Here is a 13,886-nt window from a genome sequence, read left to right as displayed (position 1 = left end):
TTATCTCTCCCAGAAGTAAACGGTGGCCGGCTCCGGCTCCCAAACCTTGGCGTTCTCGATGCCGGGGAGGTTTGCGAGTGCGCGATATTCCGAACCGAAAGCGACGTACTGATCGGTCTCGGCCATCACGGCCGGCTTGCAGGCGATCGGATCGCGGATGACACCGAATCCGTCCTTGGTGCCGACGACGAAAGTGAAGAAGCCGTCGAGATCGTCGAGGCTCTTCGTGAGCGCTTCGCCGAGATTGCTGCCCTGGTTCATGCGCCAGGTGAGGTAGGCCGCGGCCACCTCGCTGTCGTTTTGCGTCTCGAACGTCATGCCGTCATGCTTGAGTTCGCGGCGCAGGTTGTTGTGGTTCGAGAGCGAGCCGTTGTGCACGAGGCACTGGTCCGCGCCGGTCGAGAACGGATGCGAGCCCATCGTGGTGACGGCGGATTCGGTCGCCATGCGCGTATGGCCGATGGCGTGCGTTCCGGTCATCTTCGCGAGATCGAAGCGCTTCGCGACTTCGGTCGGATATCCGACCTCCTTGTAGATCTCGACAGAAGCGCCCGTCGCCATGATCCGAACGGAAGGGAAGCCCTCGCGGATCGCGGCCTTGGCTTCCTCGACCTTGTCTTCCGGAACCGAAAGGATAGCGTGCGTCGACTTCTGCACGAACGACACCTTGCTGCCGACGGCCTTTGCGACGGCGGCGTCGAGGCCCTTGAAGTCCACGTCGGGGTTCGGCGACTGAACCGTGACCTTGAACTTGCCCTTCTCAGCCGTGCCGTAGATCGCAAATCCCGCAGAGTCCGGGCCGCGCTCGCACATGGTCGCAAGCATCTCGGCCGTGAGCGCACCGAGCTGCGGCTCGAGTGCTTTGTCCTTCAGGAATAGTCCGACAATTCCGCACATCTGGCGCATGCCTTCGTGTTGTTGGTTGCCAGCGGAACCTACAGGAGAGACACGGAGGCGTCAATCAGGGGGAAACAAATTTTCTTTTAAAGAAACTTCGCAATCGCGAGCAGATCCCCAAGAGGAACCCTCGGAACACGCACGAATGCGGCACCGCACAACGCGAGCAAATGCACGTCGACGCTTCGAAATTTTCGGCAACGCTGGTCGGGCATCAGGCGTGAAAATATGCGTGCTCACGCTTTCGCGATCGTGACGTCGCGATATCAAAGATCATCGCGATTGAAAGGGCGCCGCGCCTATCTGCGCTCGTAGATGATCACCGAAAGATAGACGGCAGGCATCTCGATCAGCTTGTCGGGACCATGCAGCTCGGCGGAATCGAACATCATCGAATCTCCCGCCTCCAACGTGTAGGAGCGATCACCGTGCGCGTACGAGAGCTTGCCGCTCAGCATGTAGATGAACTCGATGCCCTCGTGACGGAATTCGGTGTAGGTCACGGCGTCCTTGTTGAGAGAGATCAGATAAGGCTCGACCGCAACATCGCCACCGAGAGATTGGCCGAGCAGATGATAGTTGTGCCCCACTTTCGTGCCGCGCCGGCGAATGGAAACGCCCTCACCTTTCTTCGTATGCGAGCACCCGCGGCCACGGTCGTAAGTCGCAAGCAGCATCGTCAGAGGAATGTTCAATGCCGACGCCAGCAGTTGCAACGTCGAGAGCGACGGCGAAATTTGTCCGTTCTCGATCTTTGACAACATGCCCGAGGAAATGTCGGCGACAGAGGCCAGTTCCGACACGGTGAGGCCCGCGTGCTTGCGATAGTCGCGCACTTGCGCCCCGATTGCGTTCTCCAAGGTTCGCGCAACGATGTCCGGCGCTCCGGATCCCGTCGTCAGGTGCGCCACCTTCGCCCGCGTTCCCGTCTTCTTCTTAACGACCTTGGTGACAACCTTGCGCTTGGCCATGGCAGCAATCGATCTTCCGGCTTGAGCTGAGAAAACGCGTCCCTCCGCGCACGAACTCATACGCCAGGGGTGCAAACTCGTTTCAGGATGCCCCATTCCGAAGCCGCGCACAAACGTGGGCCGCAGCCAGCCTCAACGTCCTCAACGCCAATCCGTTAACGCGCGACGGCTGGACCAGCGTGTCTTCCCAGCCGGCCGAAGATCGTTCGCTTAGGTTCGGCACGCGCGCTGGCTGCGTTTTCCTCTTTTGCGTACTTTCCTCAAGCGAAAAAAAGTTGACCCTTAAGAACCGGCATGCATAAGGTTTCGCAACAAGTACCGATCGCTGTTTGGAACCCGCCTTTCCAACCGAAGTGGTTCCCCTGGTTTCTAGAGGCGGCAACGTCCAGACAGCTACACTGGAGCCCAGGCGAAAGCTTGGGCTCCATTTTTCTTCCTACGCCCTGCTGAGCGGCTCTCGGCGATAACACCCTCGGCGCTTGCAACCCCTTGACGCCGCGTCGGCATTTGCGATGCTCCGCACATGCTGACTCTTTCCATCCTCCGCCACGCGAAATCGAGCTGGGCAGATCCAGAGCTGGACGATCATGAGCGCCCCCTCGCCAAGCGCGGGGCCAAGGCGATTCCGATCCTGGCGAAGTTCATGCGCCAGGCGAAGCTCAGGCCCACACTGGCACTCTGCTCGGACGCAATGCGGACGCGCGCCACGCTGACGCTTCTGTTGGCGGAATTGGGACCGCCGGCGCCGAGGGTCATCTACGACGAAACGCTCTACCTCGCGTCGCCGTACACGATCAGATCAGCGCTTGCGGAAGCCGACAGCGAGCCGCACATCCTCCTCGTCGGCCACAATCCTGGCCTGCATGCCCTGACGCTCGAGCTTGTCGGAGAGGGTGATCGCAAGATGCTGGCCGCACTCGCGCAAGAGTTCCCGACCGGGGCCCTGGCTGTGCTGTCGTTCGACGCAGTGAACTGGAAGGATCTCAAGTCTGCGAGCGGCCACCTCGAACAGTTCACGACGCCGCGTCGGCTCGGCTCGTAGAATTCGGACGGCTCAGTCGGCGGCGATCATATCCTGAGACAACCGCAACCGGCACACGAAGCCCGACGGATCGAAGCTGACGTTGGGAAACTCGGCGCCCGTCCCCGCGAACGTGGCAACCAGGCTCAACCCAAAGCCCTGCCGCTCGGGAGAAACCACCGGCGGTCCGTTTCTCTCTGTCCAATCCACTTCGAGATAGCTCTCCTCGCCGCAGTCGAAAAACGTCCATCCGATCGCCACCGATCCGACCGGAGTGCTCAGCGCGCCGTAAGCCAGCGCGTTCGCCGTGAGTTCATGGATAACGAGCGTGAACGTCTGAACCATCCCGCCCTTGAGCCGGACTGATGGACCGGATGCGACTATGCGATGGGCTGCCTCGCCGAGTTCGGCCTCGACGATCTCGTGAAGCTCCGCCCCGGCGTGCCCGGTCGCGGTCGCCATGTGATAGGCCCGCGCGATGGCCCGAAGCCGCCCGATCAGCGCGCTACGCGCATCCGCAATGCTGCGTCCGTCGCTGACCGTTCTGAGCGAAATGGATTGAATGATCGCAAGCAGGTTCTTGCCGCGATGCACATGCTCGCCGGCCAGCGCCACCAAGGTATCCGTACGTCGCTTCTCGCTCTCGAGCGCATCCGCCAGCCGGTCCCGCTCGCGCTCGAGTTCGGCATGTTTTTCAGCTGCGCGACGCAACCCGAGAAAAGTGCCGATCTTCGCGCCTGCAAGTTCAGGCACGATCGGCCACGCCAGATAATCAAACGGACCGGAATGGCGCGAGAGCAAGGAGAGAGCCTGCGAAACTTCCTGCGATACGAAGATTACCGGAAGATCGGAAAGTCCGCGCAACGCGCGCATGAGCCGAGCGGGATCGGGATTGGCTCCATCCGGCCCATCGAGGTGGACCAACACGACCGGCGAAGAGCGCTCGCGCGCAACCCGCCCGACGTCCTCGCCCGAGTTCGCGAAAGAAACCGAGCGCGCGACATCCGCGAGCGATTTCTGATAATCCGCTTGGCACGCCGCCGGAGCATCGACAACGAGAAGATCGGCACCTGCCTCGGGGCGTGTCATCAGATGACCTGATTACGGTAGAGCGGAACCGGTGAAGCAGCGTTGAGAGGCCGACGCGCCAACGCCACGCGCGCATCCAAGACCTACAATTGCGTCGCCGGCGCGACGAGTTCATCGACGATCTGCTTGACGACTTCAAAGTCGAAGGGTTTCGAAACCGTCATCCGCTCGCGAAACGCATCCGGCATGGCGTGGATGCCGTGTCCGGTCGCGAACGCGAACGGAATTCCACGCTCGCCCAGCGCTTGAGCTACGGCAAAACAGTCATGATCCCCGAGCGTCACATCCAGGATCGCGGCATCGATCGCCTTCGAGGCGACGAGTTCGAGCGCTTGCGCCTCCGAATGCGCAGGACCAACCGTCTCGTGCCCGTACTCGGTGAGCAGGTCGGAGAGCATCATTGCTATCAACGCCTCGTCATCGACAACCAGGACTCGCGCCATTCTACTTCCACCTGCTACGGCCCAAAGACCATCCATTCGCGGAGCAAAGCCAAGTGTGTTTCCAATTTCGAGAACGGCACACTGGGAAGCACGGTACAGATCGACGAAGCAGAGCGTGAATCACGTTTGGCCCCGTTGCAATCAAAAATGCGATCATCCCTTACAGAGCTTGCGCTGCCCGCAGTTATGGAGGGGCGCCCAGAACGCCTCCGGGACGCCACCCTAGCCCACGCTTGCAAGACATACGCTGATGAAGCGAATGGCCAAGCCGCTACTGCCGCGACAAAGCGCAGGACAGCCTTGGAAAAACACTGGCCAATCAGAGCGTTGATGCTGAACGCTGTTACGGTCTCGCCGATCGGAAACCTACCGAAGCAGCGCCCACGGGCCGCGGTCCTCTCTGGCTTCCAAGCCCGGCCGGCGTATCCGGAATGCGGGCATCAGTACCAAAGAACAACGCCTGGCTAACCAGCGCCCGCACCGTGTTCGGCTCGAAAGGCTTGGTAATCAGGAAGGTCGGCTCGGGACGCTCTCCGGTCAGAAGCCGTTCCGGGAAGGCGGTAATGAAAATGACCGGCACATTGAAGCCGAGCAGGATCTCGTTCACCGCATCGAGACCCGAGCTGCCGTCAGCAAGATGGATGTCGGCCAGCACGAGACCAGGCTTCTTCTTGCGCACTTCGGCAAGAGCTTCGCGATGCGTACGCGCAATTCCCGATACCCGATGACCGAGCCCCTTTACCAGGGCTTCGAGATCCATCGAGATCAATGGCTCGTCCTCGATGATGAGCACGTCCGTTGCTGTCTGCTCGGCGATCTGCTCACCCGCCTCTTCGATCAAACGCGTGACCTCGGAGGTCGAGCAATCGAGAATTTCAGCGATCTGCTGCGTGGTGAAGCCTTCGACGGAGGCCAAGAGGAACGCCTGCCGCGGCAATGGCGTGATTGCGTCGAGGCTGCGATCTGCCTGCGTCTTCGGAGTCGTTGGCTCGTGATTGACGCTGATCGAGTTCCACACCTTGAGGAAGCACTTATAAAGTCCGACCCGCTTCATGTTGCCTTGCGGAAAACTGTCGGGATCGGCGACTAGCGTTTCCAGCACCGCCACCACATAAGCGTCGCCACTTTCCTGGCTACCTGTCAACGCGCGCGCAAAGCGCCTGAGATACGGCAGCTGAGGCGCAATCGTTTCAGCAAGCGACATACCGATTTCTCCCTACATGGCGGCCTGCTCTGCAATCGGCACGGCCGCGACCCTCAAGACTAACGTTTGACGAGCGTTAAAGTTCCAAATGAAATTTACTATTTGATATCAATAAATTAAGGCGAGATCGCGTTAGCGCGCAGTGCTTTTGAGCAACGTTCCGGCGGGCGGCGTCTCGCCCTCATGATGGCTGCCGGGCTTGAGATCTTCATCACCAAGCAGTTCCACCAGCCTGTTGCGGGCCCGGTTTACGCGGCTCTTGATGGTGCCGACTGCGCAGCCGCAGATCTGCGCCGCCTCCTCGTAAGAGAAGCCTTCCGCGCCGACCAGAACCAGCGCCTCGCGCTGATCGGACGGCAGCGTCGCAAGAGCATCGCGAAAGTCCGACAGGTCGAGATGTCCGTACTGCTCGGGCTGGACCGAAAGCGAATTCTGATAATGGTCGTCAGGATCGTCGACCTCGCGCCGCAACTTGCGATGCTGCGAAAAATAGACGTTGCGCAGAATGGTGAACAGCCACGCCCGGAAATTCGTCCCCGGCGTGAAGGAATCTCGGCTGTTCCATGCCTTCACCAGCGTTTCCTGCACGAGATCGTCCGCGCGCGCAGGATCGTTCGCGAACGATCGGGCGAAAGCGCGCAGATGAGATATCGCTCCGACCAGAGCTTGCTCGAAATCCGGGGCTGCCATTGTCAGCTCTCACCCGCCTTGTCTTTTTCGGACTTTTTGAGTTGATCGAGCAGCTGCAGGAACTTGTCCGGCACCGTTTCCCGCACGACCTCCTCATAGGACTCGCGCAGCTTCCGCCCGAGCGCGCCCTGAATGCCGGCATCGATGCTCGCGGTCTGTTCTGTGCTCATGGCACTCTCAGCTGTCACGCTCTGAGCCGGTTGAACCGATTTCGGAGTGGTCATTTTCCTTAAATCCCTCGGAACCTTTCTATGAGAGCGAGCTTTGAAAGTGCTCGCCATGCGGAGCGATGTGCCGACGGTCAAAGACGGCTTCGTCGTTGACCTCCCGAACGGCGCCTATCATCACCCAAATTTTAGGCTTACCCCGCATTCGTCCCCGTCACGCATCGATCTCGAATTTATCCAGCGGTTTCCGAACTCATTCCAGAAAACGAAAAACCGAAGCATCTTCAGCGCCTTGAGCCAAATCCTCGCCGATCCGGCGGAAGACATTCCGCCAAACCGGCAACGCAAAACGCGCGAACATATGAGAAGTTCCATTGATAAACACTGTCCGGACCGACTAGGCAGCTGGCTCATTTGGGTCTTACCAATTGCGCGGCATTTCATAACCAAAACTGCCAAGCCGCACGTCCACGGAACCCCCTGGCGCTTTCGACGTTAGCCCTAGCATTCTCCGATCGGACGCCCCCGCGGGTGTCCTTGGGGAGATCGCGAGATCCCGTTCTATCGATCCACGGGGTCCGGCGATCCGAAAAAGCTGGCGCCGCCCGCACCCCCTCCCCGACCCTAGAGCACGGGTGGCGTCATGCTCGTGGTGTCGGCCGCAGAAACCTCCCAACACTGCGACCGGCACCACACACTGTTCGGGTTCCCACAGCACACGCCTCTTAGCCTCCTGCACCGAAGCATCCCGATCCGAGACGCCTCGATGCACTTCCCGATAAAAGCCCGTGAGCTGACAAGTAGGACTTTGATCGAACGCGCGTCCCCGCGTGCTGCATTGCAGCTCAAGATGCCCAACAACGAAGCTTTGATCGGAGGCGAACCTTTTTCTATATTGGACGTGCCCTCGGCGATGCGGAGCGACCAATGTATCAGGCGACCTGGCAGCACACGACTTACCGGTTCGACAACCTCAAGGACCTGATGGCAAAAGCCACCCCTCCGCGATCCGGCGATGTGCTGGCCGGTGTCGCAGCCGCGAGTGCAGAGGAAAACGTTGCGGCCAAAATGGCCCTCGCCGACGTTCCGCTGAAGACATTTCTTTCCGAACTGCTCATTCCCTATGAAGAAGACGACGTCACCCGCCTGATCATCGATCGCCACGACGCAGCGGCCTTCGCGCCAGTGTCATCGATGACCGTTGGCCAGTTCCGCGACTGGCTGCTCTCGGAAAAGGCAACCACCGAGGCGCTGTCCCGCCTCACGCCGGGCCTGACACCCGAGATGATCGCCGCTGTCTCGAAGCTGATGCGCAACCAGGATCTGATCCTCGTTGCCCGCAAGGTCTCCGTCATCACCCGCTTTCGCAACACGATCGGGCTCAAGGGCCGGCTCTCGGTTCGCCTGCAGCCGAACCATCCGACCGACGACCCGAAAGGCATCGCCGCCTCCGTCATCGATGGCCTGATGTACGGCTGCGGCGACGCGGTGATCGGCATCAATCCGGCGACCGACAACGTCGGCGCGATCATCGACATGCTGTCGATGCTGGACCGCATGATCGACCGGCTCGAGATTCCGACCCAAAGCTGCGTATTGACTCACGTGACCACCTCGATCGAGGCGATCTCCCGCGGCGCGCCCGTCGACCTGGTGTTCCAGTCGATCGGCGGCACGGAAGCGCTCAATTCCTCGTTCGGCGTCACGCTCGGCATTCTGAAGGAAGGCCGCGAAGCCGCCTTGTCGCTGAAGCGCGGCACCGTCGGCGACAACGTCATGTATTTCGAGACGGGACAGGGCGCTGCTCTCTCCGCCGATGCCCATCACGGCGTCGACCAGCAGACCCTCGAAGCCAGGGCCTATGCCGTCGCACGCGAGTTCAAGCCGCTGCTCGTCAACACCGTCGTCGGCTTCATTGGACCTGAGTACCTTTACAGCGGCAAGGAGATCATCCGCGCCGGCCTGGAAGATCACTTCTGCGGCAAGCTGATGGGCATCCCGATGGGCTGCGATGTCTGCTACACCAACCACGCCGAGGCCGACCAGGACGACATGGACACGCTGCTGACGCTGCTCGGCGCGGCCGGCGTCACGTTCGTCATGGGAATTCCCGGCGCCGACGACATCATGCTCAACTACCAGTCCACGTCGTTCCACGACTCGCTTTACGTGCGTGAGGCACTTGGGCTGAGGCGCGCCCCTGAATTCGAAGCGTGGCTCGAGCGCATGGGCATCATGGAGCCCGGCGGCCGTATCATCACCGAGAAGCCGACCAAAGCTCTGCTCGAGCACGCCGCGGGAGCCGCCGCATGACACCCGATGACCCCTGGCTCAATCTCCGCCAATTCACCGAAGCCCGGATCGGACTTGGCCGGTCGGGCGCGGGCATGCCGACGACCGAAGTGCTGAAATTTTCGATGGCCCACGCGCAAGCCCGCGATGCCGTCAAAACGCCGATCGAATGGACGGGTGTCGAAGACGATTTGAAGACGCTTGGCCTCACCCCGCTGCGGATCACCAGCGCCGCTCCGGACCGTGACACATACCTGAGACGCCCGGATCTCGGCCGCCGCCTGAGCCCCGAATCCCGCCAGACGCTTTCCGCGCTCTCGCCCTCGGCGACCGACTTGCTGATCATCATCGGTGACGGGCTGTCGTCTACGGCCATCACCGCCAACGCGGTCGCGACGGTCGCTGCTCTCTTGCCTCTTGCGCGCCAGAACGAATGGCGCCTCGGCCCTGTGCTGCTCGCGACCCAGGCGCGCGTTGCCCTCTGCGACGATGCCGGAGAATTCCTGAAAGCCCGTGCGGCCGTTATGCTGATCGGCGAACGCCCCGGCCTGTCATCTCCGGACAGTCTCGGCGCTTATTTGACGTGGGAACCGCGGGTTGGCCGCAAGGACGGCGAGCGCAACTGCATTTCGAACATCCGCAACGGCGGTATCTCCTCTGACGAAGCGGCGTTCAAGATCGCCTGGCTCCTGCGCGAGGCCTTCCGGCGGCGCCTGACCGGCGTCAATCTCAAGGACGAGAGCAACTATCAGCTCGAGGTCAGCAAGCGTCCGGCCGCACTTTCGAGCCCCTGACGCGCTCCTCTCCCACCCGGTTTCTGTTTTTGCTGGCCATCCCGGCCTCACTCGCGGCCGGGAGTAATCACCTATTCACCAAAGCCGTGTACACCTGTCCGATCAGTGGTCGGACACTAAGAAAAAGAAGAAGCTGCGGATGCACGTCGTGATTGTCGACCCCAGCCGGGTCGTCCAACAGAAACTGGCTACCGAACTCGAAGCAACGGGTTGCTTCGTCGACTGTTTCACGGCATCCGACCTTGCGCTTCAGTACATCGAAGCGACGCGCACGGTCGACGTGGTGCTGACCAGCCTCGAGATTGATCCGATACCCGGCCTTGAGCTGTGCTGGACCCTCCGCACGTTCGTCGGCGAGAAACGCCCGCTGCACATCATCGTCATGTCCTCGAACACCAGCGAACGGGCGCTCGCCGAAGCGCTCGATTGCGGCGCCGACGATTTTGCCGTGAAGCCGGTACGGCGCGAAGAGCTGATGGCGCGGCTGCGCGCGGCCAACCGAATGATCACGCTGCAGCGCCAGCTCGTCGAGCAGGCCAGCACCGATTACCTGACCGGCGCCCTCAACCGCAGGGCCTTTCTGGCGACAATGGAAGAAAAGCGCCGCGAGCTCGACGCCAGCGACGATCTCTCGGTTTGCCTGCTCGATATCGATCACTTCAAGAGCATCAACGACAGCCACGGCCATGACGTAGGCGACGAGGTCATCAAGGCCGTTGCCCGCATCGCCGGCGAGGAAGCGCCCATCGTCGCCCGGCTTGGCGGCGAGGAATTCGCAATCGCGTTTCCAGTTCTCGGCGTCGAACAGGCGGCCCACTGGTGCGAGGTCATCCGCAACAACATTGCCGGGCAAACATTCGAATCCGCGACCGAATCGTTCCAGATCACCTGCAGCTTCGGCCTGACGTCGTGGAACCCGGACGAATCCCTCGGGATTGCACTGCAGCGAGCCGACCGTGCCCTAATGGACGCAAAGCGCGGCGGCCGTAATCAAGTAAAAGTCGCGGAGCCAGCGGCGCTTGAGCTCGCCTAGCGTCTGGCCCTCTCAGCCCCAGCCTGCTTAAATTTATTGCAGAGCAGCAAGCACTTGCCTTCAAGTTACCCCCCAAAGAGGGATTGCCGCTTTTCGCCATAAGGGAATATCCTTATGCGGCCGTTCGGCGCACCGACAGGGGAGCAACACATGACGGAACATCACACTCAAGGCGTTACCTACGAAAAAGTAGATGACGCCTATTTCAAAGCACGCGGCCTAAAACGCCACGCTGGCGTGTGGTCGCTTTGGGCACTCGGCGTGGGCGCCGTGATTTCCGGTCACTTCTCCGGATGGAACCTCGGCCTCGCACAAGGCGGATGGGGCGGCATGTTCTTTGCCACCATCATCATCGCCATCATGTATCTCGGCTTGACGTTCAGCCTCGCCGAGATGAGCCCGGCCATGCCGCACACGGGCGGCGCCTACTCCTTCGCGCGCACCGCATTCGGCCCCTGGGGCGGCTTCCTGACCGGCCTTGCCGAGAACGTCGAATATGTGATCACGCCGTCGGTGATCGTATTCTTTATCGGCAGTTACGCAGCTGCCATTCTCGGAGCGCCGGCTGAAGCGCAACCCTTGTTCTGGATCGCGTTCTACATCGTGTTCGTGACCTTGAACTACATCGGCGTCGAGCTCTCGTTCCGCTTCTCGCTGATCATCACCATCCTGGCCCTGCTCTGTCTCGCGGTGTTCTACATCAGCGCGATCGGCCATATCGACTTCAGCCGCTGGGCTTTGAACATCGGTTCTGACGGCGCCGAGCTGCCGGAAGGCAACGGTCCATTCCTACCGTTCGGGCCTTATGGCATCCTGGCCGGCCTGCCGTTCGCGGTCTGGCTGTTCCTCGCCATCGAGCAGCTACCGCTCGCGGCAGAAGAATCCGTCGATCCCAAGCGCGATATGCCGAAGGGCATCATGCTTGGCATGTTCACGCTTCTTCTCTCGGCGTTTCTGGTGCTAACGCTCAACCCGTCGGTCATCGGAGTTGGCGCACAGAAACTGGGGGCTTCGGGCGAACCGCTGCTCGACGGCTTCCGTGCCATCTACGGTACCGAGATCGCAACGATCCTCGCCGTCGTCGCCCTCACCGGCCTTATCGCGAGCTTCCATACGATCATCTACGCCTACGGCCGCCAGATCTACTCGCTGTCGCGCGCCGGCTACTTCCCGACCGCACTTTCGCTGACCCACGGCACCCGCAAAACTCCGCACGTCGCATTGATCACGGGCGCCCTTATCGGCCTCGCGGTGATGCTGGTCGTGTGGTTTGCGGAAGGCGCTGACCAGGGCGCCAAGCTGATCGGCGGCACGCTGCTGAACATGGCCGTCTTTGGCGCCATGTTCTCTTACGTGATGCAAGGCCTCACCTACATCAAGCTCAAGAAGGACTTCCCGACCCTCGAGCGTCCTTACAAGAGCCCGCTCGGCGTCGTCGGCGCCGCCCTCACGGTCATCATCGCGCTGGTGACGATCTACATGCAGCTCCAGGATCCGGCCTACAGCGTCGGCGTCTACTGGGTCGCAGGTTGGTTTGCGATCGGCATCATCTACTTCGCGCTGATCGGCCGTCACAAGCTGATCCTCTCGCCGGAAGAAGAGTTCGCGCTTACCAAGGGCGAGAAGGCCTACGAGACGCACTGAGCCGCGCTCTCAAGCCTATCAAACACCATGACGGGCGGCCTCCGGGCCGCCCGTTTTTCGTTCGGTCGATCTCGACCGGGAAACAGCAAAGCTCACAATATTTCGTCGAATACAGCTAGGATGACGGAAATATTCGCGCGGCAGATGTCACAGCGCCAGCAAGACCTACAGGTAAAAATATGAAGGCGCGCAAGCACGCTTGACAGGGGTAAGCACCATCGCTGTATTCCACGAGATACAGCCTCTCAGCAGGATCCCCTCACATGACCAAGCTCGCACGAACGTTTGCATCCTTCTTCGCCATGGCCTTCCTGGCGATCCCCCTGGCGAACGCGCAGGACGCGCGTCCTGCCGAGAATGCGGCGGTTGCCACTAAGCCAGTCGTTGTCTTCGCCGCCGCAAGCCTCAAGAACGCCCTCGATACCATTGCCAAGGATTGGGAAGCCAAGACCGGCAAGAAGGCGACGCTGTCGTTTGCGGCATCGTCCGCCATTGCCAAGCAGATCGAATCCGGCGCGCCTGCCGACCTCTTCATCTCCGCCGATCTCAAGTGGATGGATTGGGTCGCCGAGCGTAAGCTGATCGACGACGCCTCGCGCAAGACGCTGCTCGGCAACACGCTCGTGCTGATCGCACCGGCTGAGAGCACCGTGAACCTCAAGATCGAGAAAGGCTTCAAGCTCGCTGAGGCACTTGGTGAAGGGCGCCTCGCAATGGGCGATCCGAAGTCCGTCCCAGCCGGCATCTATGGCCAAGCCGCGCTGACCAGCCTCGGTGTCTGGGATCAGGTCTCCGCAAAGGTCGCCGGAGCCGAGAACGTGCGCGTCGCGCTGACCTACGTCGCACGCGGAGAGACGCCGCTCGGCGTAGTCTACGGCACCGACGCGAAGAGCGAGCCGAAGGTCAAGGTGGTCGACATCTTCCCCGCCGACAGCCATCAGCCGATCGTCTATCCGGTCGCAATCACCGCGTCATCGACCAACGCCGACGCCAAGGCATTTCTCGCCTATCTGTCGACGCCCGAAGCCGCAAAGGTTTTCGAGGGCCAAGGCTTCACGGTTCTGAAGTAGACAACGAACATCCGGCCCCTTTCGCTCGCATTAGCCGACAAAGGGGCCGGATTTCTCTCCGCGGATCTCAGACATCGTCGAGATCCGATTCGAACACGATCAGCTCGGCACGCACCGCCTCGGCCGCCCGATCTTCGATCCGACGATACGCCGCGATCAGCGCCCGTCCGAAATCCGTAAGCTCCGCGCCGCCGCCATGCGCACCACCCGCCGCGGTCGTCAGCAGCGGCCGCTTGAACAGCTTGCCGAGCTCGTCCACGAGCAGCCACGCGCGCCTATAGGACATCTCGAGCTCGCGCGCGGCCGACGAGATCGATCCCGTCCGCCCGATCGCCTCCAGTAGGTCGGCCTTGCCGGGGCCGAGCTGTCGCCCGTCCGGAAACACGACCCGCAGCCGCAACGAGGCCCGCGACAACGGCCCATCGGCCGCGATCGCCTTGCGCCGGACGGCCGGCTCGGTTTCTTTCCGCTTTCCCTTCATAGGACCTGCTTCATCACGCCTGATTGCCCCCTCGCAAGCGACAACCGCAAATCTACAGTGCAGCGCCGAAGGAAGCGAGAGCGTTGCGAG

General features: G+C 61.3%; 15 protein-coding genes. 7 read left to right on the top strand and 8 right to left on the bottom strand.

Going from position 1 to position 13,886, the window contains the following annotated elements; all coding sequences use genetic code 11:
• Positions 1-897: a glutamine amidotransferase family protein gene (locus RCO24_RS18330; protein WP_308964130.1), complete on the bottom strand. Its 897-nt coding sequence runs from the start codon at positions 895-897 to the stop codon at positions 1-3.
• Between the two features lie 299 nt (positions 898-1,196).
• The gene (locus RCO24_RS18325; RefSeq protein ID WP_308964129.1) at positions 1,197-1,868 is read right to left on the bottom strand and encodes an XRE family transcriptional regulator; all 672 of its coding nucleotides are present in this window, start codon (positions 1,866-1,868) and stop codon (positions 1,197-1,199) included.
• 523 nt (positions 1,869-2,391) lie between these two features.
• Here RCO24_RS18325 and RCO24_RS18320 point away from each other — a divergent pair.
• Complete coding sequence (locus RCO24_RS18320; protein ID WP_308964128.1) at positions 2,392-2,910, top strand: histidine phosphatase family protein; 519 nt, start codon at positions 2,392-2,394, stop codon at positions 2,908-2,910.
• A gap of 12 nt (positions 2,911-2,922) precedes the next feature.
• On the opposite strand, the gene RCO24_RS18315 is transcribed toward RCO24_RS18320, so the two are convergent.
• The 5 genes from RCO24_RS18315 to RCO24_RS18295 form a co-directional block, all read right to left on the bottom strand.
• A complete protein-coding gene (locus RCO24_RS18315) occupies positions 2,923-3,978 on the bottom strand; it encodes an HWE histidine kinase domain-containing protein (protein WP_308964127.1) in 1,056 nt (351 codons plus the stop codon).
• A gap of 83 nt (positions 3,979-4,061) precedes the next feature.
• Positions 4,062-4,421: a response regulator gene (locus RCO24_RS18310; protein ID WP_308964126.1), complete on the bottom strand. Its 360-nt coding sequence runs from the start codon at positions 4,419-4,421 to the stop codon at positions 4,062-4,064.
• A 343-nt stretch (positions 4,422-4,764) separates the two neighbouring features.
• On the bottom strand, positions 4,765-5,625 hold the full coding sequence (locus tag RCO24_RS18305; RefSeq protein ID WP_308964125.1) for a response regulator: 861 nt from the start codon (positions 5,623-5,625) through the stop codon (positions 4,765-4,767).
• Positions 5,626-5,757: 132 nt separating this feature from the next.
• Positions 5,758-6,315 carry a sigma-70 family RNA polymerase sigma factor gene (locus RCO24_RS18300; protein WP_308964124.1) on the bottom strand — a complete coding sequence of 186 codons (558 nt, stop codon included), beginning with the start codon at positions 6,313-6,315 and terminating at the stop codon, positions 5,758-5,760.
• Positions 6,316-6,317: 2 nt separating this feature from the next.
• Positions 6,318-6,485, bottom strand: a complete 168-nt coding sequence (locus RCO24_RS18295; RefSeq protein ID WP_308964123.1) for a NepR family anti-sigma factor — start codon at positions 6,483-6,485, stop codon at positions 6,318-6,320.
• Positions 6,486-6,579: 94 nt separating this feature from the next.
• Between RCO24_RS18295 and RCO24_RS18290 the strand changes: the two genes are divergently transcribed.
• From RCO24_RS18290 to modA, 6 genes are all read left to right on the top strand, one after another.
• A complete protein-coding gene (locus RCO24_RS18290; protein ID WP_308964122.1) occupies positions 6,580-6,981 on the top strand; it encodes a hypothetical protein in 402 nt (133 codons plus the stop codon).
• A gap of 428 nt (positions 6,982-7,409) precedes the next feature.
• Positions 7,410-8,795: an ethanolamine ammonia-lyase subunit EutB gene (locus RCO24_RS18285; protein ID WP_308964121.1), complete on the top strand. Its 1,386-nt coding sequence runs from the start codon at positions 7,410-7,412 to the stop codon at positions 8,793-8,795.
• Positions 8,792-9,568: an ethanolamine ammonia-lyase subunit EutC gene (gene eutC / locus RCO24_RS18280; RefSeq protein ID WP_308964120.1), complete on the top strand. Its 777-nt coding sequence runs from the start codon at positions 8,792-8,794 to the stop codon at positions 9,566-9,568. The genes RCO24_RS18285 and eutC overlap by 4 nt, the downstream gene beginning before the upstream one ends.
• A 139-nt stretch (positions 9,569-9,707) precedes the next feature.
• Positions 9,708-10,601 carry a diguanylate cyclase gene (locus tag RCO24_RS18275; protein WP_308964119.1) on the top strand — a complete coding sequence of 298 codons (894 nt, stop codon included), beginning with the start codon at positions 9,708-9,710 and terminating at the stop codon, positions 10,599-10,601.
• Positions 10,602-10,751: 150 nt separating this feature from the next.
• Entirely contained in the window at positions 10,752-12,245 is a 1,494-nt protein-coding gene (eat, locus tag RCO24_RS18270) for an ethanolamine permease (protein ID WP_308964118.1), read from the top strand.
• Positions 12,246-12,508: 263 nt separating this feature from the next.
• Entirely contained in the window at positions 12,509-13,315 is an 807-nt protein-coding gene (modA, locus tag RCO24_RS18265; protein ID WP_308964117.1) for a molybdate ABC transporter substrate-binding protein, read from the top strand.
• A gap of 67 nt (positions 13,316-13,382) precedes the next feature.
• On the opposite strand, the gene RCO24_RS18260 is transcribed toward modA, so the two are convergent.
• Positions 13,383-13,796: a LysR family transcriptional regulator gene (locus RCO24_RS18260; RefSeq protein WP_308964116.1), complete on the bottom strand. Its 414-nt coding sequence runs from the start codon at positions 13,794-13,796 to the stop codon at positions 13,383-13,385.
• Between the last annotated feature and the right edge of the window lie 90 nt (positions 13,797-13,886).

It is taken from the genome of Hyphomicrobium sp. LHD-15 (assembly GCF_031157355.1).
Taxonomy (GTDB): domain Bacteria; phylum Pseudomonadota; class Alphaproteobacteria; order Rhizobiales; family Hyphomicrobiaceae; genus Hyphomicrobium_C.
The sequence above is the reverse complement of the archived record's forward strand: the minus strand, read 5'-3'. Positions and strand labels throughout refer to the sequence as shown.